Annotated in this window: 19 protein-coding genes and 2 pseudogenes; 11 read left to right on the plus strand and 10 right to left on the minus strand. The window is 66.6% G+C overall.

Annotated features, from left to right (window positions below):
- Positions 1-74: 74 nt before the first annotated feature.
- The 5 genes from G4G28_RS16180 (at position 75) to G4G28_RS16200 (ending at position 5881) form a co-directional block, all read left to right on the plus strand.
- A complete protein-coding gene (locus G4G28_RS16180; RefSeq protein ID WP_182989041.1) occupies positions 75-1223 on the plus strand; it encodes a PilT/PilU family type 4a pilus ATPase in 1149 nt (382 codons plus the stop codon).
- A 153-nt stretch (positions 1224-1376) separates the two neighbouring features.
- Positions 1377-1736: an ArsC family reductase gene (locus tag G4G28_RS16185; RefSeq protein ID WP_182989042.1), complete on the plus strand. Its 360-nt coding sequence runs from the start codon at positions 1377-1379 to the stop codon at positions 1734-1736.
- Positions 1736-2872, plus strand: coding sequence for a succinyl-diaminopimelate desuccinylase (dapE, locus tag G4G28_RS16190; RefSeq protein WP_182991848.1), 1137 nt, complete (start codon positions 1736-1738; stop codon positions 2870-2872). The genes G4G28_RS16185 and dapE overlap by 1 nt, the downstream gene beginning before the upstream one ends.
- 35 nt (positions 2873-2907) lie before the next feature.
- Complete coding sequence (prmB, locus tag G4G28_RS16195) at positions 2908-3798, plus strand: 50S ribosomal protein L3 N(5)-glutamine methyltransferase (protein WP_182989043.1); 891 nt, start codon at positions 2908-2910, stop codon at positions 3796-3798.
- A 91-nt stretch (positions 3799-3889) separates the two neighbouring features.
- Complete coding sequence (locus G4G28_RS16200; RefSeq protein ID WP_182989044.1) at positions 3890-5881, plus strand: ATP-binding cassette domain-containing protein; 1992 nt, start codon at positions 3890-3892, stop codon at positions 5879-5881.
- Between the two features lie 286 nt (positions 5882-6167).
- On the opposite strand, the gene G4G28_RS16205 is transcribed toward G4G28_RS16200, so the two are convergent.
- From G4G28_RS16205 to G4G28_RS16215, 4 genes are all read right to left on the minus strand, one after another.
- Positions 6168-6638, minus strand: a complete 471-nt coding sequence (locus tag G4G28_RS16205; RefSeq protein ID WP_229425130.1) for a chemotaxis protein CheW — start codon at positions 6636-6638, stop codon at positions 6168-6170.
- Between the two features lie 97 nt (positions 6639-6735).
- Entirely contained in the window at positions 6736-7431 is a 696-nt protein-coding gene (locus G4G28_RS26575) for a hypothetical protein (RefSeq protein WP_229507680.1), read from the minus strand.
- Complete coding sequence (locus G4G28_RS26580; RefSeq protein WP_229507681.1) at positions 7383-8639, minus strand: flagellar assembly protein A; 1257 nt, start codon at positions 8637-8639, stop codon at positions 7383-7385. The genes G4G28_RS26575 and G4G28_RS26580 overlap by 49 nt, the downstream gene beginning before the upstream one ends.
- A gap of 200 nt (positions 8640-8839) precedes the next feature.
- Complete coding sequence (locus G4G28_RS16215; protein ID WP_183108516.1) at positions 8840-9241, minus strand: hypothetical protein; 402 nt, start codon at positions 9239-9241, stop codon at positions 8840-8842.
- Positions 9242-9504: 263 nt separating this feature from the next.
- Here G4G28_RS16215 and ompR point away from each other — a divergent pair, with 263 nt between their 5' ends.
- The 4 genes from ompR to G4G28_RS16235 all read left to right on the plus strand — a co-directional run bounded on the left by ompR (position 9505) and on the right by G4G28_RS16235 (position 13316).
- On the plus strand, positions 9505-10206 hold the full coding sequence (gene ompR / locus G4G28_RS16220; protein WP_229425647.1) for a two-component system response regulator OmpR: 702 nt from the start codon (positions 9505-9507) through the stop codon (positions 10204-10206).
- A gap of 161 nt (positions 10207-10367) precedes the next feature.
- A complete protein-coding gene (locus tag G4G28_RS16225; RefSeq protein ID WP_182991849.1) occupies positions 10368-11633 on the plus strand; it encodes an ATP-binding protein in 1266 nt (421 codons plus the stop codon).
- Between the two features lie 20 nt (positions 11634-11653).
- On the plus strand, positions 11654-12619 hold the full coding sequence (locus tag G4G28_RS16230; protein WP_183107585.1) for a threo-3-hydroxy-L-aspartate ammonia-lyase: 966 nt from the start codon (positions 11654-11656) through the stop codon (positions 12617-12619).
- 226 nt (positions 12620-12845) lie between these two features.
- The gene (locus G4G28_RS16235; RefSeq protein WP_183107586.1) at positions 12846-13316 is read left to right on the plus strand and encodes a DUF4124 domain-containing protein; all 471 of its coding nucleotides are present in this window, start codon (positions 12846-12848) and stop codon (positions 13314-13316) included.
- A gap of 147 nt (positions 13317-13463) precedes the next feature.
- Here the strand turns inward: G4G28_RS16235 and G4G28_RS16240 are convergent, their stop codons facing one another.
- The 4 genes and pseudogenes from G4G28_RS16240 to G4G28_RS16255 form a co-directional block, all read right to left on the minus strand.
- The gene (locus G4G28_RS16240; protein ID WP_229425131.1) at positions 13464-16412 is read right to left on the minus strand and encodes a bifunctional diguanylate cyclase/phosphodiesterase; all 2949 of its coding nucleotides are present in this window, start codon (positions 16410-16412) and stop codon (positions 13464-13466) included.
- 121 nt (positions 16413-16533) lie between these two features.
- On the minus strand, positions 16534-17274 hold the full coding sequence (locus G4G28_RS16245; protein ID WP_229425132.1) for a hypothetical protein: 741 nt from the start codon (positions 17272-17274) through the stop codon (positions 16534-16536).
- A gap of 406 nt (positions 17275-17680) precedes the next feature.
- Positions 17681-18533 (minus strand): annotated as a pseudogene (locus tag G4G28_RS16250) (PhzF family phenazine biosynthesis protein).
- A 312-nt stretch (positions 18534-18845) separates the two neighbouring features.
- Positions 18846-19693 (minus strand): annotated as a pseudogene (locus G4G28_RS16255) (pirin family protein).
- Between the two features lie 430 nt (positions 19694-20123).
- Between G4G28_RS16255 and mntP the strand changes: the two are divergent.
- On the plus strand, positions 20124-20696 hold the full coding sequence (gene mntP / locus G4G28_RS16260; RefSeq protein WP_183107587.1) for a manganese efflux pump MntP: 573 nt from the start codon (positions 20124-20126) through the stop codon (positions 20694-20696).
- A gap of 154 nt (positions 20697-20850) precedes the next feature.
- Here the strand turns inward: mntP and G4G28_RS16265 are convergent, their stop codons facing one another.
- Together G4G28_RS16265 and G4G28_RS16270 are read right to left on the minus strand one after the other, a co-directional pair.
- On the minus strand, positions 20851-21345 hold the full coding sequence (locus tag G4G28_RS16265; protein WP_182989052.1) for a VOC family protein: 495 nt from the start codon (positions 21343-21345) through the stop codon (positions 20851-20853).
- Positions 21346-21531: 186 nt separating this feature from the next.
- Positions 21532-22236 carry a glutathione S-transferase gene (locus G4G28_RS16270; protein ID WP_182989053.1) on the minus strand — a complete coding sequence of 235 codons (705 nt, stop codon included), beginning with the start codon at positions 22234-22236 and terminating at the stop codon, positions 21532-21534.
- Positions 22237-22667: 431 nt separating this feature from the next.
- Here G4G28_RS16270 and G4G28_RS16275 point away from each other — a divergent pair, with 431 nt between their 5' ends.
- A complete protein-coding gene (locus G4G28_RS16275; protein ID WP_182989054.1) occupies positions 22668-23627 on the plus strand; it encodes a DUF535 family protein in 960 nt (319 codons plus the stop codon).
- Positions 23628-23723: the final 96 nt, after the last annotated feature.

Here is a 23723-nt window from a genome sequence, read left to right on the forward strand (position 1 = left end):
CGGCTTGCCCGTCCACGCGTTCAAGCACCGCCTGAACCGTCGCACCACTACAAGCAACACCAGGGAGACCGCCAATGGCCATGGACCGCCTGTTCCAACTGATGAAAGAAAAAAACGCGTCGGACATGTTCTTCGCGGTTAATTCTCCTGTCCACATCAAGATTAACGGGAATCTTATCCCGATCAACCAGAACAAGCTTTTCCAGGACAATATCGCTTCGCTGCTGGCCGAGGTGACGACACCCGAACAGCGCGAGGAACTCGAGCGTACGCACGAACTGAACATGGGTATTTCCGTGCCCAACCTCGGTCGCGTGCGCATGTCGGCCTTCCTCCAGCGCGGCAGCATCTCGGCCGTGTTCCGCTTCGTGCCGGCCACCATCCCGCCGCTGCCGAGCCTGGGCCTGCCGCCGGTGCTGGCCGAGCTCATCATGGAAAAACGCGGCCTGCTGCTGATCGTGGGCGCCACCGGTTCGGGCAAGTCGACCACCATCGCCTCGATGCTCGACCACCGCAACGAACACCGCACCGGCCACATCCTGACGCTGGAAGACCCGATCGAATACCTGTTCAAGAACAAGAAGTCGATCGTCAACCAGCGCGAGATTGGCAGCGACGCCCCCGACTTCGACCTGGCCCTGCGCAACTGCCTGCGCCAGGCGCCGGACGTCATCCTGATCGGCGAGATCCGCGACCAGCGCGGCATGGGCGCGGCGCTGGCCTATGCGCAGTCGGGCCACCTCGTGGTCGCTACCTTGCACGCCAACAACAGCTACAACGCGCTGAACCGCATCATCGGCTTCTATCCGCTGGAAAACCGCCCCGCCCTGCTGCAAGACCTGGCCTCGTCCACGCGCGCGATCATTTCGCAGCGCCTGGTGCGCGCGGCGGCCGGCGGCACGCGCCAGGCGGCCGTCGAAGTGATGCTCAATACCCGCCACATCGCCGACCTGATCGAGAAGGGCGAGATCGGCGAAATCAAGGACGCGATGGACAAGAGCCTGTCGCCGGGATCGCAGTCCTTCGAAACGGCCCTGCTGCAGCTGGTGAAGGAAGGCCTGATCAGCGAGGAAGAGGCGCTGGCGAACGCCGACTCGGCGACCAACCTGCTCTGGCTGCTCAACAACAACAGCGCAGCCGTCAAGCAGACGCCCGAGGAACCGCGCCGCGACGACGACGAGCCGCCCAGCACGACCTTCACCGAGTTCACCCTCAATTCCTGAGCACGCCAGCACGGGCGAGAGACCGGCAGCCGTGCCGCGCAATCTTGCGTGGCACGGCCCCCTTGTCGCCTGTGCTATTCTCGGCGCATCCCAGGTAGGCTTGATCGCAATCTTCTAAGGCAACGACCAGTTTGCCTTGCATTATTTACGTCCATGAAAAAAACCCTCTACGGCATTCCCAACTGCGACACCGTCAAGAAAGCCCGCACCTGGCTGGCCGACAACAAAGTCGAGTTCAGCTTCCACGACTTCAAGAAGGCGGGCCTCGACCGCGCCACGGTGGCGCGCTGGCTGGACGAACGCGACTGGGAAATCCTGGTCAACCGCAAGGGCACGACCTGGCGCAACTTGCCCGAGGAGCGCAAGGCAGCGGTAACGGACAAGGCCTCCGCGCTGGAATTGATGCTGGAAAACACCTCGGTCATCAAGCGTCCGGTACTGGAAGGCGCCGGGCCGCTCGCGGTCGGCTTCACACCTGACGCCTATGCGCGCCAGTTCGGGAGCGGCGCATGATGAAGACGTCGCGTACCCAGGAATTGACCGAAGAGCTGATCGCCCTCGATTCGATCACGCCGAACGACCGCGGCTGCCAGCGCCGCCTGGCCGAGCTGCTGGCGCCGCTGGGCTTCACCTGCGAGACCATCGAGTCGAATGGCGTGACGAACCTGTGGGCGCGCCGCGGCCGCACGTCTCCCGTGTTCGTGTTCGCGGGCCACACCGACGTGGTGCCGACCGGGCCCGTCGAGCAGTGGGAGTCCGCCCCTTTCACGCCCACCGTGCGCGACGGCAAGCTGTACGGGCGCGGCGCGGCCGACATGAAGACCTCGATCGCGGCCATGGTCGTGGCCTGCGAAGAATTCGTCGCCAGCCATTCCGACCATAAAGGGTCGATCGCCTTTCTCATCACGAGCGACGAGGAAGGCCCGGCGACGGATGGCACCGCGATCGTCTGCGACCTGCTGGAAGAACGGGGCGAGACGCTCGACTATTGCCTCGTCGGCGAGCCGACCTCGAGCCACATCCTGGGCGACACCATCAAGAACGGCCGCCGCGGTTCGCTCACGGGCCACCTCGTGATCAAGGGCGTGCAGGGCCACGTGGCCTACCCGCAGCTGGCGCGCAACCCGATCCACCAGGCGGCGCCCGCCCTGGCCGAGCTGGCAGCGCAAGTCTGGGACGAAGGCAACGAGTACTACGCGCCGACCACGATGCAGATCTCGAACCTGCACTCGGGCACCGGTGCGTCCAACGTGATCCCTGGCCACATGACGATCGACTTCAACTTCCGCTTTTCGACCGCGAGCACGGCCGAAGGCCTGGAAGCGCGCGTGCATGCCATCCTCGACCACCACCTGCTCGACTACACGCTCGAGTGGACCCTGTCGGGCCTGCCTTTCCTGACCCCGAAGGGCACGCTGTCGGACGCGGTCTGCAAGGCCATCCATGACGAGTCGGGCGTGACGACGGAACTGTCGACCACGGGCGGCACCTCGGACGGCCGCTTCATCGCCCGCATCTGCCCCCAGGTGATAGAATGCGGGCCTCCGAACGCCAGCATCCACAAGATCGACGAGCACGTCGAACTGCGCTTCATCGATCCGCTCAAGAATATCTACCGCCGGACCCTGGAAAACCTGCTGGCCCGATAGCCCGGCATACCGACCGAGAACCGCGAGAACACGCCATGAACCCGACCACTTTCAGCACCCCGCGCGACCTGCTGCGCTACGCCGTCACCCGTTTCAACGCCGCCAAGCTGTTCTTCGGCCACGGCAGTGCCGAGGCCTTCGACGAAGCGGCCTACCTGGTCCTGCACACGCTCAAGCTGCCGCTGGACCGCCTGGAACCCTTCCTCGACGCGAAACTGCTGCCGGAAGAAGTGCTGGCGGTGCTCGCCGTGATCGAACGCCGCACCAACGAGCGCGTGCCGGCCGCCTACATCACCAACGAAGCCTGGCTCGGCACCTATGCCTTCTACGTCGACGAGCGCGTGCTGGTGCCGCGCTCCTTCATCGCCGAGCTGATCCCGAATTTCTTCAGCCCCTGGGTGCAGGATCCGTATGCGGTGGAGAACGTGCTGGAACTGTGCACCGGTTCCGGCTGCCTGGCGATCATGCTGGCCGACGTCTACCAGAACGCCGTCGTCGACGCGGTCGACATCTCGAAGGATGCGCTGGCCGTGGCCGAGCGCAACATCCGCGACTACAAGCTGGAAGGCCGCGTAAACCCGATCGAGTCGGACCTGTACGAGAACGTGCCCTTCAAGAAGTACGACCTGATCGTCACCAACCCGCCCTACGTGAATGCCGATTCGATGGGCAAGCTGCCGCCGGAGTACCTGCGCGAGCCGCAGATCGCCCTGCACGGCGGCCAGGACGGCATGGACCTGGTGCGCAAGATCGTCGCCGGCGCCGCCGAGCGCCTGACGCCGGAAGGCATCCTGGTCGTCGAGATCGGCAATGAGGCGGAATACGCCGAAGCCGCTTTCGGCCACCTGGGCCTGACCTGGCTGACCACCAGCGCCGGCGACGACGCCGTGTTCCTGCTGACCGCCGAACAGCTGCAGGCGCAATAATCGATGCCCGGCCCGGCCGCTCCCGCGGCCCGGGCCCATGCGGCGGTTCGCCCACGCCGCTTCACCCCGCACCAACCTCTCGCTTTCCACCATGATCCGTTTCCAGAACGTCAGCCTGATGCGCGGCACCAAGCCGCTTTTCGAAGGCACCGACCTCACCCTCAACCCCGGCGACAAGATCGGCCTGATCGGCGCGAACGGCGCCGGCAAATCGAGCCTCTTCGCCATGCTGCGCGGCGAGCTGCATGCCGACGGCGGCGAGATCGACTTCCCGTCCAGGTGGCGCATGGCCTATGTGGCGCAGGAGACGCCGGCGCTCGACCGGCCGGCACTGGAATACGCGATCGACGGCGACGTGACGCTGCGCCGCCTGCAGGCCGAATTGGAAAGGCTGGAAGCGGCGCCGCACACCGACGAAAACGGCGTCGCCATGGGCAACGTGCACGGCGCGCTGATGGATGCCGACGCCTACACGGTGCAGTCGCGCGGCGAACAGCTGCTGCTGGGCCTGGGCTTCTCGCTCGACCAGATGCAGCAGCCGGTGGCAAGTTTTTCCGGCGGCTGGCGCATGCGCCTGAACCTGGCGCAGGCGCTGATGTGCCCTTCCGACCTGCTGCTGCTCGATGAACCGACCAACCACCTTGACCTGGATGCGATCATCTGGCTGGAAGACTGGCTGAAACGCTATCCGGGCACCCTCGTCATCATTTCCCACGATCGCGATTTCCTCGATGAGATCGTGAACGTGGTCGTGCACATCGACGAGCGCAAGCTGAAACGCTACTCGGGTAACTATTCGTCCTTCGAGCGCCAGCGCGCCGCGGCCCTGGTGCTGGCGGCCAGCGCCCAGGAAAAGCAGGCACGCACCCGTGCCCACCTCGAATCCTTCATCAACCGCTTCAAGGCGCAAGCCACCAAGGCACGCCAGGCGCAAAGCCGCATGAAGGCGCTGGCGAAGATGGAAGAACTCGCGCCCTTGCGTGCGGCGGCCGAATTCTCGTTCGAGTTCCGCGAGCCGCTCGCCGCGCCCAATCCCCTGCTGGTGATGGAAGACGTCGATGCGGGTTACCCGATCCTGGACGGCCACGGCGACACGGTCGGCGGCAAGACCATCGTCAAGCGCATCAACTTCTCGCTGCAGATCGGCCAGCGCATTGGCCTCTTGGGCGTGAATGGCGCCGGCAAGTCGACGCTCATCAAAACCATCGCCGGCGAACTGGCGCCGCTGACGGGCAACGCCACGCTCGGCAAGGGCCTGTCGATTGGCTACTTTGCCCAGCACCAGGTCGAGATGCTGCGCCACGACGAATCGCCGCTGTGGCACCTGGCGAAGATCGCGCCGACCGTGCGCGAGCAGGAACTGCGCAACTTCCTGGGCAGCTTCAATTTCCCCGGGACGATGGTGACCAGCCCGATCGCGCCCTTCTCCGGCGGCGAAAAGGCGCGCCTGGCGCTGGCCCTGATCGTGTGGCAGCGCCCGAACCTGCTGCTCCTGGACGAACCGACCAACCACCTGGACCTGGAGACGCGCGAAGCGCTGACGCTGGCCCTGGCCCAGTTCGAAGGCACGCTGGTCGTGGTCTCGCACGACCGGCACCTGCTGCGGGCGACGACCGACCAGTTCATCATCGTCGCCGAAGGCCGCCTGCAGCCTTTCGACGGCGACCTGGACGACTACAAGGAGTGGCTGTTCCAGACCAAGCTGGGCAAGGGCAATGACGCCTTGCCTGGCGCCGCGAAAGCAGCCAGGGCCGCGGCCCCTGCTCCCGTCGCCGCGCTGCCTGTGCCCGCCGCGGACCGCAAGGAACAGAAGCGCATGGGCGCCGAGGAGCGCCAGCGCGTGGCAGCCTTGAGGAAGCCGATCGAGAACCGCATCAAGCGCATCGAGGAACAGATGGCCAAGCTCAATGCGAAGAAGGCCGACATCGACGCGCGCCTGCTCGAGCCGGGCATCTACGACGCGGACAAGAAGGACGCCTTGAAGACCCTGGTCGCCGACCAGGCCTTCTGCGCGCGCGACCTGGGGACGCTGGAGAACGAGTGGCTGGAGTTGCAGGAGCAGCTGGAGGGCTTGGCGGCCTGACGTGTTCGTCGTAGGGTGTGCGGCTCCGCCCGGGTGCGTGGAATCAGCAGCTTTAGCGCCGCACACGCGTTCAACCCAGGTTAGCGTCCACGCGGCCTTACATGCATTCAACCGCGTTGTGTAGCGTCGCGTGTATGCCGCCGTGGTTTGAACGCGTGGGCGGCGCACGCACCATCAATGATCGCACGCCCAAGTGGAGCCGCCCACCCTACGCCACTCGGCGCTGCGCTGATCTATCGATATCAGTAATGTAGGGTGGGCACCCCGTGCCCACCCTACGTTCGTCTCACGCCACCTGGCGCTCGGCGCTGCGCCGATCGATCGACATCAGCCGGTCGATGTCCACCAGGATCAGGCGCCGGCCCTCGCTCACGCCCAGGCCGATCAGGTAATCGATGGCGCCGCCGTGTGAACCGGGGATCGGCGAGATCTGATCAAGCCGCAGGTGCACGACGTCGGTGACGCCGTCGACCACCATGCCCATCACGCAGCTCGACAGCTTGAGGATGATGACGTCGGTATTCGGCGTGGTGGCCACCGGGCGGCCGCTGAAGGCGGCGCGCATGTCGACGATGGGCATGATCACGCCGCGCGACAGGGCGACGCCCTCGACGACCTCGCCGCGCGAAGCGAAGCGCTCCAGCGACTTGAGCACCCGCAGTTCCTGCACCTGGCCGAAATCGAGCCCGTATTCGAGACCGCCGAGCGTGAAACTGAGGAAGTCCTTGCCCGCCGTGCCGCGTGTTTCCTTCTGCATGATCGGTCCTTTCATGAACAGACACCATGCTAGGGCGGCGGCCCCCTGCCCTCGTTGAGGACAGTCAATATTTCCTAAGTGAATATTTTCTGCAAGGTCAGACCGCTCCCGCCGCCTCCGGCGCCGCCACGTTGCTCCAGGAATAGCTGCCGCTGGTGACCGACCCGAGCCGCTCGCCCTCGCTGCCACGCAGCCACAGGCGGATCTCGCGCGCACCCTGGCGATAGGGTGGCGGTCCGTCCGGATCGACCGCACAGCGGCGCACGCCCGTCTCGCCCTGCGCGAGTGCGATCCGGACTTCGCTCGTGCCCGCCCGTTCGGCGCGCTCGGCCGTGAAGCGCGCCAGCAGCGCCTGGCCTTGCGCCAGCTCGGCCTCAGCCGCCTTGCGCGCCGCACCGAGTTCGCCGATCTTCTGCAGGTCAGCCGCGACGGCCTGCCCGATCTGGCGGAACTGCCCGTTCTGGGCGGGCGTCAGCGTCATCTCGCCGCTGCGCACGCGTCCGGCGATGTCGAGGTATTGGCGCACCGCCGGCTGGGAGCACAGCTGCGCCTGCGCGCTCTTGTGGCGGGCAAGGAGCGCATCGAACTCCGCCAGGCGGGCGCCCACCTGCGCGATCACCTCGTCGATGCGTCCGCAATCGGCGCACAGGACATAGACCAGCATCTCGCTGTCGCGCCAGGGCGCGCTGCTCTCGATATCAAGCTTGCGCGCCGCCACCGCACAGCCTTCCGCCAGGCCGATCGTCACCTCGTCGGCGACGATCTCGCAGTTGATGGCCACGTCGATGTGCACGCGGGTGCCGGAGACGACGCAGTTCTCGGCGCGCGCCGGGTCACGCTGCCGGCACTGGCCGCGATCACGGCGTTCGAGGTGACGCCGTCGACGCGGATGTCGCCGCGCTTGTTGTGGGCGCTGCCGCCGACCAGGTTGGCGCACAGGCGCACGCTGCCGCCGCGCGAGACGACTTCGCCGTAGACGTCGGCATGCACCGTGATGCTGTTGCCCTCGATGACGCGCTTTTCCTGGACCTCGCCGAATTCCTCGTAATCGCCGCTCAGCTGCAGGTTGCCCGTCGTGCGGGCGCTAACGCCGTCGCGGCTGATGACCTTGTCGTCGATCGAGACCTGGTGCGTCTTCGGGTCGACGTTGAGAAAACCCGTGCGGGTGGCGACGAGGTACTCGCCGCCGGCAAGGCGTTCGATGCGGGTACCCGCGCCTGTGTAAGCTGCGAAATCGAGTTCGTTCGGCGCGGCCGGTTCGATGCGGATGCCCGACAGCTCGAAGCCGGGCGCGCCCGGGCGCGGGGGCAGCTTCTGCAGCAGGCAGGCGCCGGCAGGCACCTGCGGAAAGCGGTTCTGGAAGCTCATCAGGTCGAGCTTGCCGTTGGCGAGCTGGCGCGGCGCGTCGCTGCGGTGGATGTCGTCCGAAACCTCGACGACGGTGGCGTCCTGTCCGGCCTCGGGCTCCAGGCGGCGCGCCACCACGATCCGCCCCGTGTTCGGATGGTCGATGCCCTGCTTGACGGCGGCGATGTCGATGCCGAAGCGAATCCCCTTCTGCCACATGTCGGCCACGAACTCGTCGACGTCGAGCCGGGTCGGCTGCTCGCCCATGCCATCGGCTGCCGTCGCGAATACCGGCTCGAAACAGTATTCGGCCTGGCCATCGCGGATCTTGACCGAGCGGTACAGACCGCGCCGGCTGGCGTCGAAAGGAAGGATGTCATCCGCCAGCCGGACCAGGGCCTCGCCGCCGGGTCCCACCGGCAATGCCGGGCCGCTGTCGTACAGCGCCTTGATCAGGACCGGGTAGTTCAGGCCGCGGAAAAAGGATCCGCCGCGCAACAGGGCGTCGACCGCCGCAAGCAGGGTCGTGCCCAGTACGGCCGGGTCGGCATAGACGCCGTCGGCACGGTGCGCGATACAGTGCTCGGGACCGGCGCCAGCGAAACGCGTGGCGGGGGCGGCATGGGTAGCGGGTGACAGGACGGGGTCGGACACGTTGATGCTCCAAGGGGTTGACTGGAGCCCCGACGGTACGACGAGGTCAGCCACGCATCAGCCTAGCACGTTGTCAAAAATAAATAAACGCTGCCATAAGATAAATTTCTGGAATGGGCGACAGTCCGTTCGTTTGCGCGCGGGCAAACAAAAAGCCGGGACAGACCCGGCTTTCCTATCCTGCCTCGATGCAGCGCTGTTTAACGACGGCGCGCGTTCGGGTAGATGTCCATCCCCGCCTCGTTGATCTGGCGACGCAGATCGCGCCGCTCGTCAGGCGTGAGGCGGCCACCGCGGCGCTCCGGCGGAGCTTCCTGCACCTGGCGGCGCTGCTGCTCCTCGGCGGCGCGCTGCTGGTCGTAATAGCGTTGCTGGTCGGGATGCGCGGTCGCGCGGCGCTTCAGGCGGCGGCAGGCGTTCGGCGCGCGGCGACGGTGGCGGCTGCATCTGGGCCTCGTCGCGACGGCCGTGATACTGTGCCTGGCGGCACCGATGCCGGCGCAAGCCAGCACGCACACGGCAACACCCTGGCGCGCCACGCGGGCAAGCCGCGGGCCCATGGCCTCGGTTCCTGCATAGATTTTGGTGAGCGCGTGTTTCATGGTGTTCCTCTTCCGCGATGCCGGATAAACAGATAAGCTGTACTTCACTGGTGCCCAGTGTATGTGGATTGGCCCTGGGGTATAAGCCTAATTGGGTAAAGTTTGTAACACATTGTAATGCCCCGTTCACGACACCTGCAGCTCCAGCCATAAGAAGTTACCATAGCGACATGATTCTGACAATTGCATAACCTATGAACCCTTCCTCCTCTACCAATTCGGGCAGCACGGGCACCGGCGCGGGCGGCCATAGCGCCAAGATCATGGTCGTCGACGATGACGTGCGCCTGCGCGACCTGCTGCGCCGCTACCTCACGGAACAGGGTTTCCAGGTCGTGACGGCCGAGAGCGCGCCCGCGATGAACAAGCTGTGGCTGCGCGAGCGCTACGACCTGCTGGTGCTCGACCTGATGCTGCCGGGCGAGGATGGCCTGTCGATCTGCCGCCGCCTGCGCGGCGCGGGCGACCAGACGCCGATCATCATGCTCACCGCCAAGGGCGAAGACGTCGACCGCATCGTCGGCCTGGAGATGGGCGCCGACGATTACCTGCCCAAGCCCTTCAACCCGCGCGAGCTGGTGGCGCGCATCGGCGCGGTGCTGCGCCGCAAGGGCCCGGACGAGATTCCCGGCGCGCCGTCGGAAACCCCGCAGACTTTCGAGTTCGGCCAGTTCGTGCTCGACCTGGGCACGCGCACGCTGAAGAAGAACGGCGAAACCGTGCCCCTCACCACGGGCGAATTCTCGGTACTGAAAGTGTTCGCGCGCCACGCGCGCCAGCCGCTGTCGCGCGAAAAGCTGATGGAACTGGCGCGCGGCCGCGAATACGAGGTGTTCGATCGTTCGCTCGACGTCCAGATCTCGCGCCTGCGCAAGCTCATCGAACCCGACCCATCGAGCCCGCTCTACATCCAGACCGTCTGGGGCCTGGGTTACGTGTTCATTCCTGAAGGCCAGCCGCGCTAGTGCTTCCCTCGTTGTCAACGGCGCCCGGCTCCCCGCAGCCGGGCCATTCGCGGCCCGGCCAATCGCGGCCCGGCCAATCGCGCCCCGGCGGCAAGGGTTGGTTCCGCAGCGGCCTGTTCTGGCGCACCTTCTTCCTGCTGTCGCTGCTCACGACCGTGTCGATGGGTTCGTGGATCGGCCTGATGAACGTGTTCCAGCGCGGCCCGCAGGTGCAGCAGACGGCCGAACTGGTGGTCTCGGTCGTCACCATCACCAAGGCGGCATTGACCCACTCCGCGCCCGACCTGCGCCGCGAACTGCTGCTCGAACTGGTCTCGAACGAGGGCATCCGCATCTTCGCGCTGGAAGACAGCGACCAGGTCGATCCGCCGCCAGCCAATCCCCTGATGCCGGAAATCGCCGCCGCCGTGCGCGAAAAGCTCGGCCAGCAGACGCGCTTTTCCAGCCGCGTGAACGGCGTCGCCGGCTTCTACATCAGCTTCAACATCGAGGACGACCAGTACTGGCTGATGCTCGAACGCGAACGCATCGTCGGCCTGACCCGCATCCAGTGGCTCGGCTGGGCCAGCGTGGTGGGCGTGCTCTCGCTGCTGGGCGCGGCGCTCATTTCCAGCCTGATCAACCTGCCGCTGGCGCGCCTGACCGCGGCCGCGCGCGCCATTGCCAAGGGCGAACGCCCTCCCCCTCTGCCGGAAAAAGGCTCGCAGGAGATCATCGAGGCCAACCGCAGCTTCAACCAGATGGTGGAGGACCTGGCCCAGGTCGAGAACGACCGCGCCGTCATCCTGGCCGGCATCTCGCACGACCTGCGCACGCCGCTGGCGCGCATGCAGCTCGAACTCGAGATGGCCAATCTATCGACGGAAGCGCGCGACGGCATGCAGTCCGATATCGCCCAGATGGACGCGATCATCGGCCAGTTCCTCGACTATGCCAAGCCGACCGAAAGCGCGAGCTTCGTGCCGGTGGACCTGTCCGGCCTGCTGCTCGATTGCGCCCAGCACGCGACGCGCTTGCCGAAGGTGCGCGTGAGCACCGATATCGAGGAAGGCGTGCGCGTGATGGGCAACGAGATCGACCTGCGCCGCGTCATCAACAACATCGTCGAGAACGCGCGCCGCTATGCACGCAATCCCGACACCGACCTGGTCGAGATCGACTTCGCCTGCCACGTGCGCAGCACGGCAAAGGGGCGCCGCGCCGTCGTCGAGATCGGCGACCGCGGACCCGGCGTGCCGCCCGACCAGATCAACCAGCTCCTGAAACCCTTTACCCGCCTCGACACGGCACGCGGCCAGGCCAATGGTGCAGGCCTCGGCCTGGCCATCGTCGAGCGCGTGGTCAGCCGCCACAATGCCGACCTGGACGTGCGCAACCGCGAAGGCGGCGGGCTGCTGGTCGCCCTCAACCTGCCGCTGGCGCCCTGAACCCATCACTTCGAACGAACATGACCGATACCGCCCTCCTCCAGTACAGCGACGTCGAACAGGCCGCAGCCCGCCTCGCCGGCGCCGCCCACCGCACGCCCGTGCTGACCTCGAGCACCGCGAATGCGCGCACTGGCGCCGAGCTGTTCTTCAAGTGCGAGAACTACCAGCGCATGGGCGCGTTCAAGTTCCGCGGTGCCTGGAACGCCATCGCGCGTTTTAGCGACGCGCAGCGCATGGCGGGCGTACTGACCTTCTCGTCGGGGAACCACGCGCAGGCGATCGCGCTGTCGGCGCGCCTGGCGGGCATCAAGGCAACGATCATCATGCCGCAGGACGCCCCGGCCCTGAAGGTGCAGGCGACGAAGGAATACGGCGGCGAAGTGATCTTCTACGACCGCTACACGGAGAACCGCGAAGAGATCGGCCGGCGCCTGGCGCAGGAGCGCGGCATGACCCTGATTCCCCCTTACGACCATCCGGACGTGATCTGCGGCCAGGGCACGGCGGCGAAGGAGCTGTTCGAAGACGTCGGCCCGCTCGACCTGCTGCTGGTGCCGCTCGGCGGCGGTGACCTGCTGGCCGGCAGCGCGCTGGCCGCCAGCGGCCTGGCGCCCGATTGCAAGGTGATCGGCGTCGAGCCGGAAGCCGGCAACGATGGCCAGCAGTCGCTGCGCAAGGGCGAGATCGTGCACATCGGCGTGCCGAACACGATCGCCGACGGCGCCATGGTCACCCATGTGGGCGAGCACAATTTCGAAGTCATCCGCCGCCGCGTCGACGATATCGTGCTTGTTTCCGACGCCCAGCTGGTCGACACCATGAAATTCTTTGCCGAACGGATGAAGATGGTGGTCGAGCCGACCGGCTGCCTGGGCGCGGCGGCTGCGCTCAACGGCATCGTGCCGGTGGCCGGCAAACGCGTGGGCATCCTGATCAGCGGCGGCAACGTCGATTTGTCGCGCTTCGCCCAGTTGGTGGCTTGACAGGATTCGTCCAGTCGGACGGGCTGCCCACGACCTGCCGGACATGATTCGCAGGCATGCCGTCGCCGGCCTGGTTCGCCCGGAAATATGTTTCTTATATTCAATACAGCTTGAAGAGCTAGCCCATCCGTGGTTTTTTTGACAATGGCCACGCACCGTGCAGCACCGAACAGAGTGAGGCGATCTCGGCCAGGACAATGGTTCCATCGTAACGATGGAGGTGACCATGAAGCGCCTGGCCTCTCAGCTCAGTCTTGCCCTTGCGGCCCTTGCCGCTGCCCCCGCCGCGTTGGCGGGTTCCGACATCCTGAAATGCGTCGACCGCGCCGGCCACGTCACGCTGACCGACCAGCCCTGCGAAAGCAATGCGCGCGCCTCGAAGCTGGTGGCGGCGTCTGCGCTCAATAGCGCGGGCGACAGCATGCATGGGTCCAGCAGCGCCGGCGCGACGGGCTCCGGTGGCGGCGACGCAGTGCCAGCCGAGGCCGTCCCCCTGGAGACGGCGCAAGGCACCGTGACCGTGCAGCGCTATGCGGCGACGCCGGCGATGGAACGCCAGCACGACTGGCGCCCGCGCGTGCCGCGCCGCGACCGGCCGCTGGCACGCGACGTTGCCACCCTGAAGGCAGCCCGCGCACAATTGCTGTTGATCGATGCGGACCGCCATCCAAGGCCGCAGCTGGCGACGATCCAGTAATATTTTCAGAGCAGGCGCAATGACGTTCGTAGGGTGGACGGGTTCCCCGTCCACACGTCCACACAGTGCCGGCACAAAGAACGCTCCGATATTTTCCGTGTGCATGAACGTGTGGACGGGAGACCCGTCTCCTCGGCCACGTCCACCCTACAGCTTGACGATCCCGCGCAAGTCCAGCGCACCGATGCTGCCCAGCGTCGGCAGCAGGTCCAGCAATTCCTGGTCCTGGATGAAGCTGGCGGACGAGCTTGCGGCGAGGATGCGCTCGGGCGGCTGCGAGCGCGCCACCGCCCAGCCCTGCACGTAATCGACGCCGATCTCGGCCAGGGTCTGCACCGTGGCCGCATCCTCGGCCCACTCGGCAATGGTCTTCATCCCGAGGTTGACGGCCAGGCTGACGATGGCCTCGACGATGGCGACGTTGGCCGGATGGGCGTTGATGTTGACGATGAAATTGCCGTCGATCTTCAGCACGTCGGCGGGGAGTTCCTTCAGATACGAGAACGAGGTGTAGCCTGCGCCGAAGTCGTCGAGCGCGACCTTCACGCCATAGGCGCGCACCTGGTCGATGAAGCGGCGCGTATTGTCCAGGTCGTGCAGGGCCACGCTTTCCGTGATCTCCATGCACAGGCGGCTGGCCACGTGGACGTGGCGCCCGAGGATCTCGATCGTGTCGGCAATGAAGCGCTCGTCGTTGAGCGAGGCGCCCGACAAATTCATGCAGACGAAGCGGGTATTCGGCAGGCGCGCGATGTTGTCCGCGATCCAGGCCAGCGTGGTCGACAGCACCCAGCGGTCGATGACCCCGGCCCGGCCGGACTTTTCCGCCGCCCCGATCAGCGGGCCGGCCGGCATGATGCGTCCATCGGCGCCGCGCATGCGCAGCAGCACCTCGAAGTTGAGCGAGTCGTGCGGGTTCTTCAGCGACATGATCGGCTGCATCTCGACGAACAAATCGTCCGTGGCCTGCGGCCCCTGCAGCTTGGCCACCAGGTTCAGTTCGGCCTCGCGCTCGTGGAAGGCAGCGGCATTGCGTTCGTACACCACCAGGCCGTCGCTGGATTCCTTGGCTTCGCGGCAGGCGCGGTCGGCGGTGGAAATGGCATCCTTCATCGGCATGCCCGTGGCCACCTCGATCAGGCCGATCGAGCCGCGCACGTGGAAGGCCTTGTCGCCGACGCGGTAAGGCGTGCCGCCGAGGCGTTCGACGATGCCGCGGCAGATCAGCGACGCGAGCGGAATGGCGGTGTCGGGCATGACGATCACGAATTCGTCGCCGCCGACCCGTCCCAGCTGCTGGCCGCCGGCCAGCATCATCGCCATGCGCTCGCACACCTGCTTGAGCACCTCGTCGCCGGCCGCGTGGCCGAACAGGTCGTTGATCAGCTTGAAGCGGTCGAGATCGACGTAGGCCAGCGCCATCGGCCGGCCGGCGGCCTGCGAGGCTGTCGCGGCTTCGAACATGTTCTCGATGCCGCGCCGGTTGTATACCTTGGTGAGGGGATCGTTATCGGCCATGAAGCGCAATTGCTCGGTGGCCTTGTACTTTTCGGTGATGTCCTGCAGCACGCCTTCGATGCGCCCGCGCGCCAGCGTGGCGCTGACCAGGAAACGCTGGCTGCCGTCGCGGTTGGCGATTTCCAGCTCGGCATCGCTGCGGCCGCGCACCTGCTCGTGCAATTCCATCCACACGTTTTCATTGAAGAAATGACGCCACGAAGTGCGGCCGGGTTCGAAGCCGCGCGCGCCGAGCATCTTCAGCACCGCAGGGTTGGCGCTCTGGAAGTGGCCGAACATATCGAGGGTGAACAGGCCAACCGGCATGACCTCGTAGGCCTGCTCGAGCTTGCGCTGGGCTTCTTCGCGCTTCTCGGTCTCGGCCCGCATCTGCTCGGCCACGGCCAGGGCTGCCAGCAGGCTCGAGGCCAGGGCCGCAGTGACACTGTTGAGGACGTCGAGGACGTCGCGTATGCCGAGCGCAGCCGACACGACTTCGGCCAGCGAGGCGACGAAGGTCAGCGCAAACGAAGCGGCGAACCAGCCGGCGACGCGGTTGCGCGAGACGACGATGACCTTGAACAGGCCGACCGTCATCAGGGACAGGCAGCAGGCGCAGATCACCCACAGTATCGGCAGGTACAGGCGGTAGGGCAAGAGGACGGCCGCGGCCAGCATCGGCATGCACAGCCACTGCATGACGCGCATCGGCAGCACATAACGCAAACCGGCCAGGCTGTCGCGCAGCAGCGTCTGATACAGGGTGAGCGTGGCGATGCCGTACAGGGTGATGGTCACCGAACGGCTGACCAGCAGCCAGTCGGCCGGTATCGTCTGGCCCAGCCACTGGATATCCCAGCCGGCCGACAGCGCGCCCACCCGCAGGTTCAGGATCAGCCAGCCGGCAAAGAGCACGTACAGCGGCTGGCGGTTGATGAGCGCGGTCAGCAGCACGAACAGCGCGAGCACGATCATGCCGCCGTCGAGCAGGCCCGACTTGCGATGGTACTGCTCGACCGACAATTCGAACTGCGCCGAAGGCCATTGCGCCACCATCAGCCGCGCCGGGCCGGCGAAGCGGCCGCTGCACAGCACTTGCGCCGGCAGGCGCGGCATGCGCAGCGCAAAGCCCGCCTTCACGGCATCGATCGCCCCGCTCGAATGGCCGCGCGTGGCGTCGCCCAGCGGACGCAAGCTTGTCGCATCCCAGCAACGGACGGCCAGTGCATGGCGCGACGGAAATTCGATGACGTCCTGGTCGACCGAGGCCGTCATCGGTGCAAAGCTGAACCAGATCGGCTGCTCGGCGAGCTGGGTTTCGTAACTCGACACGGTGGGGTAGGACTGCAGGCGCGACAGGATGGCGACCGGGGTGGCGCCAGCGGAGGTGCTGTCGGCATCCTGCACGAGAACGCGCAGCGGCAGCTTGGCCGGCTCGCCCACGTTGTACTGGTTGTGCCAGAACAGCAGTGCGACGAGGGAAAACAGGCCTATTGCCAGGGGAATCAGGTAATACGCGAACACGCCCAGCACTTTTTCGACGGCGACATGGACCGTGGTCCGGGAAGCGCTGGGCGTGGAAGCGGGAGTGTTAGGCATAGGCGGTATCGAGAGCAACCTGCAGCTTACTGCAGCAAACAGCAAAGGCCGCGCACGTCGTGCACAGCCTCGTCAGGCGCAAGGATACAAGCTTAGCGCGATTCCGTGTTGCAATATCGAGTCAGGCCAGGGCCAGAGCGCGCGGCGCCAGGCCTGCCGTGGCGATTGGCACCTGCGGCGCGGAGCACACGCGCGGACGGCTCGGGTCGGGCTTGGGGCCGACGTCGATGTCGGGATGCGCGGTGTTGAAGAAGAAGTTCAGCAGCGGATGGCGCGCGGCCGCCCAGCGCGCCTCGAAACTGGCGATCTCGAAGGCCATGACGCGATGCGCGATGTTGCCGACGTGGCCCAGCGGGATCGGGCCCTGCCCCGGGAAGACATCGACGAACATCAGCTGTTCGTACTGGCGCGCCACGGTCGGACGGCCGGTCGCGACCGACCACTCGATGTCGTTCTGCTGGCAATACAGGTAGCAGGCCTTGATCAGCGCCATCTTGACCATGCGGCCGGTGCGGCCCTCGTCGATGCCGAGGCGGGTCGCTTCGACCAGGCGGCGTCCCTGCAGCCAGTCCGGCAGCTCGACCGATTCTTCCACGCCCAGCGGCCGGAACAGGTTGGTGCGGATGCGGGTGCTGCCCAGCGGCGTGCCGTCGAGCCTGGACTCGGCCAGCAGCACGATGGTGTCGCTTTCGTAGTCGGCCGCTTCCGGCAGCGCCAGCGAGCGGGCGAAGTCCGGCACATGGCGCGCATAGGCGGCATGGCGGATGCGCACGGCCTTGAGCAGGTCGTCTTCGGTCTCGACCCGGCGGATCGTGAACGGCAGGCGCTCGACTGCGCCGCGTGCACCCTGCTGAGCACCCATGTGTCGAATCGCGGGCGCGGTTCCTCCGGTAGCGACGTTTGCGTGGCACAGCTCCATGACCGATAACTCCTAAAGATTGCGTAATTAAGTAAGCCCAAGCAAGAAAACTTGGCACCCGACAATTATCGATCTCCAGGAGAAATATCTAACTGCGGAGCAGGAAGGCTTTTGCCCTTTACTTCCAAATTGACAAAACTCGCGAGTCAGTAAGCATATTGCATAGCATCAATTTGGCAGGCGCGCCGCGCCAGGCGCACCCATGAGTGCAGGCCATACCCCTATTCCAAAGCGGCATCCGCTGCCTGCACGATCGGCGTATGCTCGCATGTTCAGTTGCAACATCACGGGCCGGCCGATGCGAAGATTTCACGCACGCCGCCGTAGGCCAGGCGTGCAGTGTCCGGCACTACAGCGGCCGCGCCGTCCCCGAGACCCGGATCGATCCACCCGCTTCCGCGCCGATGGCGGCACGCAGGCGCGAGCGCATGCCCATGTCTTCGCCCTGCACCACGTCGATGCCGCCGCCGTGCGGCCAGCCGATGTCGCGCAGGTAACCGGCGAGCGCGGCGGTGCCGGCCCCGGTGGCCGGGTCTTCATACACGCCGCCTGCCGCGAACGGGTTGCGCGTATGGAACAGCCGCTCGTTTTCCGCCCAGACAAGCACCACGGTGACTATGCCGAGCTCGCGCATGAAGGCACGGCCCGCATCGAGCTCGTAGCGCATCGCCCCCGGCTTCCCGGCTGCGCAGGGCCAGCACCAGTGTGCGTCGCCCCGCCATGGGCCAGGGCCGGCGGGATGCGCGGGTCGAGATCCCCGCCGCGGTAGCCGAACAGGGCGAGCGCGCGCGCCACCACGTCGGCAGGCGCCGGCGCACTGCGCGTCGGCGGCGACTGCAGGGCGGCCGAGGTCAGCGCTGCACCGTCCGCACTGTCTGCCTCGCGCCGTCCCTCGACGGTAATTGCCGCATCGTTCAGCTGCAAGGCATAGACGCCGTCGCCGCAGCGGGCCGCCAGCGCGGCGCCGAGGGCGATGGTGGCATGGCCGCAGAACGGCACTTCCGCTTCCGGCGAAAAATAGCGCACACGCCAGCCCTCGCCCAGCGGCGCGGCGAATGCGGTTTCGGGTAGCCGATTTGGTGGGCGACGGCTTGCATGCTCGTATCTGGCGGCATGGTTTCGCCGATCCAGACGCCGGCCGGATTGCCGCCCTGAATCCCGTCGGAAAAGGCGGCGATGCGCTGGACTTCCGCGGCGTTCATCGCTGCACCCGCATGCCGATGCTGCGAGCATGCCGCCTGTACGTGGCGCGCCGCAAGGCCGGCACGGCACTGCCGCGGGGCGGTCCGGACGGGTCGTCGAAGGGAGGGTGTGGCGCACGGCTTGCTCCTTTTGCATGGTAGAGCTCAGATGATAGCGCGGCCGGTGACGGCCTGCTCGAGCCGGTCAGGAACGCCGAGGCCATCGGCCGGGGCGTCGGCGCACCGGACGTCTCTGCGCGGGCCTTGCCGAAACATGGGCGTAAACTCGCCGGCGGTGGGCGCGCGCCAGCGAGGCCGGCACGGCTGGCCGCGTCAGGGGTAGCGCACCGGCCTGCCCCGGGATTCGGGCAGCGGGATGAATTCGTGCTCGCCGGGCACCTGCGGGAAGCGCCCTTCCTGCCAGTCGCGCCTGGCCTGTTCGATGCGCTCCTCGGAACTGGCGACGAAATTCCAGACAGGTAGCGCGGCCCGTCCATCGGCTCGCCGCCCAGCAGCATCAGGCGGGTACGGCCGGGCCCGGCGGCGGCAAGCACGACCTCGGCGCCGGGCTTCAATACCACCAGCTGGCCGGCATCGAAGCTGCCGTCGCGGCCCAGGTCGAGCCGTCCCTCGACAATATAAATGGCCTGCTCGGGATACTCGGGCGGCATCGCGATGCGCGCACCGGGATCGAGCATCACGTCGACGTAGAACATGTCGGACAAGGTGGCGACCGGCGCGCGCCGGCCCCAGAAACTGCCGGCGACGACGCGCGCACTGATGCCCTCGCCTTCGAGCACGGGCAAGGCGCCGGCATCGAGGTGGGCAAAAGCGGGAGCGGTTTCCTCGAAGCAGCCGGGCAGCGCCACCCAGCATTGCAGCCCGAACAAAGCGGAGCCGCCCTCGCGCAGCGCGCTGCCGGTGCGCTCCGAATGGACGATGCCGCTACCCGCCGTCATCCAGTTGACTTCGCCCGGACGGATCGCCTGCACGCTGCCCAGGCTGTCGCGATGGAGGATTTCGCCGTCGAACAGGTAAGTGACGGTGGCCAGGCACACATGCGGGTGCGGACGCACGTCGAGGCCGCGCCCGGGCTGGAATACGTGCGGCCCCATCTGGTCGAGGAAGACGAAGGGGCCGACCATGCGGCGCTGGCGGCTGGGCAGTGCGCGCCGCACCATGAAGCCGTCGCCCGGGTCATGCGTGGGCGGCACGATCACGATGTCGAGCGCGCCGATGTCGTCGGTATCCAAACTGTCCTCCTGGCATGGGTAGTGGTTCGGCGCGGCGCCGGCCCGCGGTCCAGTCTACGTGGCCCTTCGCGCTTGCGCAAATGCCCGCGTTCAGCGTGAGGCGGCCGCAGCGGGTTACGGTCGCGGGCCGGCACCGATGAGCGGCTCGCGTCCCCTGCGCCTACGGTACAATATCGCCATCCATTGGGGGAGTAGCCTGCTGCCGCCAGCACCGCTGTGCGTGCAGTGCCCGTATCAACATGCTCGGCGCCAGCGCGCCGTGGTGCGGGCAGCCGTCCGGTTGGCAAGACCTTTGGCATGTCCGCGTGCGTTCGGGCCACGCGGGCCTGCCCTCGCCTCCGCCCGATGGAAGGTTTTCATGAATATCGCCGCTACCGCCTCGCTCGCCCTTGCCATGTCCACCGATGCGTTTGCCGCCGCCGTCGGCAAGGGTGCGGCCCTGCAGCGGCCGCAACTGCGCGAGGCACTGCGCACCGGTGCCATCTTCGGCGTCATCGAAGGCTTGACGCCACTGCTTGGCTGGGCCCTCGGCCAGGCCGCCGCGCCCTACGTGCAAGCCTGGGACCACTGGATCGCCTTCGTACTGCTGGGCCTGCTCGGCCTGCGCATGATCCACGAAGGCCTGCAGGCGCCCGAGACCGGGGAAGACAAGCCCAGCAGCCACGGTTTCTGGCGCCTGGCCCTGACCGGCATGGCCACCAGCATCGACGCGCTGATCGTCGGCGCCGGCCTGGCCTTTATCGACGCTAACATCCTGGTGGTCGCGGCCGCGATCGGCTGCGCCACTTTCGTCATGGTGACGATCGGCGTGATGCTCGGACGCGGCCTCGGCGCGCTGGTCGGCAAGCGCGCCGAGCTGGTGGGCGGCCTCGTGCTCATCGTCATCGGCAGCCTCATCCTGTACGAACACCTGCACGCGGCTGCCGCGTAGCGCGGGCGACCCGCCGCGGCACGCGGCGCGGCTGGGCCCGAACACCCCGGGCCATGCGCCGCGGCCAGGCCAGGACAGCGCGGGCATGCAACGCGGCCAGACCGCACACGCCCGCCGCATGCGCCGCGGCCAGGCCAGGCCCGGCCCGGCCCGGTCAGGCCGGCGTCTGTGCGCACTCCTGCTGTTGGCGCATCATGTCGTCCATCGCCTGCTGCATCTCCTCGGGCGAGACGTCGCGCACATGGGTCGCCAGCGACCAGCGGTGGCCGAAGGGATCTTCCAGCTGGCCATAGCGGTCGCCCCAGAAGGCGTCGGCCAGTTCCATGCGCACGGTGGCGCCGGCTGCGGTGGCGCGCGCCCACATCTCGTCCACGTTCGGAATCGACAGGTGGATGACGACCGGCGAGCCCTTCAGCGCCAAGGGGCTGAGGGAACCGTAGTCGGGGAACTCGTCGGCCAGGAATAGCGGCGAATCGCCGATGCGCAGCATGGCGTGGCCGACGCGGCCATCGGGCATGGGCATGCGCATCACTTCCTCGGCCCCGAAGGCCTTCTTGTAGAACTCGATGGCTTCGCTGCAGCGGGCACACACCAGATGCGGGGTGATGGTGTGCATGCCGTCTTCGACTGGCTTGACCTTAAGACTCATGTTGCGCTCCTTTCAGGGTGAACGAACGTTTTTTTACGGTCCTGTAATACTCTTCTGAGCTTAGCGCCAGACCGAAGTTCGGGCAATCATTCTCGACCTTGCGGTGCACTAAAATGCGCTGCGCATCGCTTGCGCCTGGTCGACCCGGATTTCGCGCCGCCCTGGGATTGAAGCGCTGCACCGGTGCTACGCATCCAGTTCCGGATAGTGCCGGAAGACCCCTTCCTCGCTGAACGGCAGGCGCCGGTGCGACGCCAGGTAGGCGCCAATGCGCGGCCGCCCGGCCACCCGCTGGCGCAGCAGCTCCAGGTTTGGATACGCGGCCAGGGCGCGGGCCGTCGCTTTCGGAAAGGCATAGCGCAGCCCTTCCAGGGTCTGGAACAGCGACAGGTCGGCATAGCCGAGCGCCTGCCCGAGCAGGTAGTCGCCCTCGCCCAGCACGTGCGAGAAATAACGGAGGAACTTGGGAATGCGCGCGGCCGTGAATTCCTGCGCACGCCGCCGCGCTTCCGGCTTCTGGTCTTCGTAATACAGATTGCTGCCGACCGGATGGTGGGTCTCGTGCGCCTCGCCCACCAGGTCGCCGATCGTCAGCTGCAGCTGGTGGGTCCACAGCCGGCCCTGCACATCCTGAGGCGCCAGGCCATGGCGTTCGCCGAGGAACATCAGGATCGCCGCGGTCTGGCCGATCATCATGCCGCCGGCGCGCAGGAAAGGCGGAGCAAAGGCCGGCGTCGGGCCTTCCTTGAGCGCGGCCATCATGGCATCGACGCCACCGGGACCGCGCGCCACGTCCTCGTAGTCTTCTCCCGCTTCCTCCAGCGCCAGGCGGACATATTCGCCGCGTCCCTGGATGCCCGGCCAATAGAACAGTTCGTACGATTGCGCCATGATCGGATCCTCAAGGTTGATCGAAAGGCCATCATGAGCCGGAAACCGGGATCAGGTAAAGCGGCCGCCCCGCACCCGGGCAGGCCTGTCCCGCCGGCGCAACGACCGCCTATCCTGTAGGCAACGTTTGCCGTCAATATGTTACGATCGGGAATCATTCATGCGGACGGCATGCGCGCTGGGGCGACCGGAAACCGTGCTGGCGAGGAACTGTCGGCAGCTGTTTAGCGCGTGATAATCTTGCAATACGGGAACCCGGCGTTCCGCTATAAACCACACCTGAGAGAAGATGCATGTTGACCTTGCGTGACCGTGGCGATAAGAATATTGCCTCAGAGAACTTATTTCCCTTGAGCAATGTCACCGCCGGTAGCAGCCAGGTAAGCCACCATGAACCTGCCTGCAACCCGATGCCTTTAACGGAGCGCCCCATGATCTTCGCTCAACTGACCCGCCATTGGCGGGCCGGCCGCCGCCAGTTGCGTTTGTCATCCTGGCTGATGTCGATCCTGCGCAGCGCCCGCGTGCTGATGTTCTATCGCGATCACGCGGCCCTGTGCCAGCTCGACGTCTACCGCAACTACGTGATGCTGCGGTCCCACGACGACCCCTTCCACCACCTCAGCCACCGCGGCTACCTGGTGCGCGGCCTGAGCGCCAGCGATCGCGTGCGGTGCGTCCTGTCTCACTACCGCTTCGAGGAAACCACCTTCAACGCCGCCTACAAGCAGGCCGTGTACGCGGCCGGCGGGCTGGCCCTGTGGCGCCAGACCGTGGGCGAAAACGAATTCGTGATCCGCCTCGAGATGGCTTCGCGCATGAATGCCGAAGGCGACCTGACCATTGCCCTGGTCGCCGACGGCAAGGTGCTGCACCGCCTGTCGTTCTCGTGGATCGAGGGCGCGGTCGCCGGCGTGCCGTCTCCATTGGTCCCCTTCATCGCCCGCAACCAGGGCCGCTGGACCGATTCGGGCGAAGCCTTCGACGCCTTCGAACGCTGCTTCCCCAACAATTCGCCCAGCTTCTTCACTTTCGCCGCGATGCAGGGCGTGGCGCAGGCGGTCGGCATGGAGCAGGTGGTGGCCGTGAAATGCAGCTCGCACATCGCCTTCGACCCGGACCAGCTGAAGCACTTCACGAATGCCTACGACGGCTTCTGGAAGCTGCTCGGCGGGGTCGAGATGGCCGGCCACGCCTGGCTGGTGGCGCTGCCCTTCTACCTCAAGCCCCTGGCAGACATGCCGTCGAAGCACCGCAAGCGCGCCGCCCAGCGCCGCGAATACTGGCGCGCGATCGGCGACAGCACCCGCGCCACCCTGCAGCGCCACCTGCAGCACGCACGCGCCCACCACGAGCACGCATCGCCGCTGCACGAAGCGGCCGAAGCCTGAGGTCTCACGCGTCCAATTCGCTTTGCCACGCCGCGCCAGCGCGGACGCCTGTTGAACGCGTGGACGGCGCGAACCGGACGGCTCGGGCCCTTGCCC

Origin of the sequence: Massilia sp. Dwa41.01b, from assembly GCF_014171775.1 — a bacterium.
Taxonomy (GTDB): domain Bacteria; phylum Pseudomonadota; class Gammaproteobacteria; order Burkholderiales; family Burkholderiaceae_D; genus Telluria.

Excerpts from the sequence above, each read along its gene's own strand:
- dapE (WP_182991848.1), top strand. The coding sequence starts at position 1,736 with ATGAAGACGTCGCGTACCCAGGAATTGACCGAAGAGCTGATCGCCCTC.
- G4G28_RS16270 (WP_182989053.1), bottom strand. The coding sequence starts at position 22,236 with ATGGCGCAATCGTACGAACTGTTCTATTGGCCGGGCATCCAGGGACGC.
- G4G28_RS16215 (WP_183108516.1), bottom strand. The coding sequence starts at position 9,241 with ATGAAACACGCGCTCACCAAAATCTATGCAGGAACCGAGGCCATGGGC.
- G4G28_RS16265 (WP_182989052.1), bottom strand. The coding sequence starts at position 21,345 with ATGAGTCTTAAGGTCAAGCCAGTCGAAGACGGCATGCACACCATCACC.
- ompR (WP_229425647.1), top strand. The coding sequence starts at position 9,505 with ATGGTCGTCGACGATGACGTGCGCCTGCGCGACCTGCTGCGCCGCTAC.
- G4G28_RS16240 (WP_229425131.1), bottom strand. The coding sequence starts at position 16,412 with ATGCCTAACACTCCCGCTTCCACGCCCAGCGCTTCCCGGACCACGGTC.
- G4G28_RS16205 (WP_229425130.1), bottom strand. The coding sequence starts at position 6,638 with ATGCAGAAGGAAACACGCGGCACGGCGGGCAAGGACTTCCTCAGTTTC.
- G4G28_RS16180 (WP_182989041.1), top strand. The coding sequence starts at position 75 with ATGGCCATGGACCGCCTGTTCCAACTGATGAAAGAAAAAAACGCGTCG.
- G4G28_RS16235 (WP_183107586.1), top strand. The coding sequence starts at position 12,846 with ATGAAGCGCCTGGCCTCTCAGCTCAGTCTTGCCCTTGCGGCCCTTGCC.
- G4G28_RS16200 (WP_182989044.1), top strand. The coding sequence starts at position 3,890 with ATGATCCGTTTCCAGAACGTCAGCCTGATGCGCGGCACCAAGCCGCTT.
- G4G28_RS16185 (WP_182989042.1), top strand. The coding sequence starts at position 1,377 with ATGAAAAAAACCCTCTACGGCATTCCCAACTGCGACACCGTCAAGAAA.
- mntP (WP_183107587.1), top strand. The coding sequence starts at position 20,124 with ATGAATATCGCCGCTACCGCCTCGCTCGCCCTTGCCATGTCCACCGAT.
- G4G28_RS16275 (WP_182989054.1), top strand. The coding sequence starts at position 22,668 with ATGATCTTCGCTCAACTGACCCGCCATTGGCGGGCCGGCCGCCGCCAG.
- G4G28_RS16230 (WP_183107585.1), top strand. The coding sequence starts at position 11,654 with ATGACCGATACCGCCCTCCTCCAGTACAGCGACGTCGAACAGGCCGCA.
- G4G28_RS16225 (WP_182991849.1), top strand. The coding sequence starts at position 10,368 with ATGGGTTCGTGGATCGGCCTGATGAACGTGTTCCAGCGCGGCCCGCAG.
- prmB (WP_182989043.1), top strand. The coding sequence starts at position 2,908 with ATGAACCCGACCACTTTCAGCACCCCGCGCGACCTGCTGCGCTACGCC.
- G4G28_RS16245 (WP_229425132.1), bottom strand. The coding sequence starts at position 17,274 with ATGGGTGCTCAGCAGGGTGCACGCGGCGCAGTCGAGCGCCTGCCGTTC.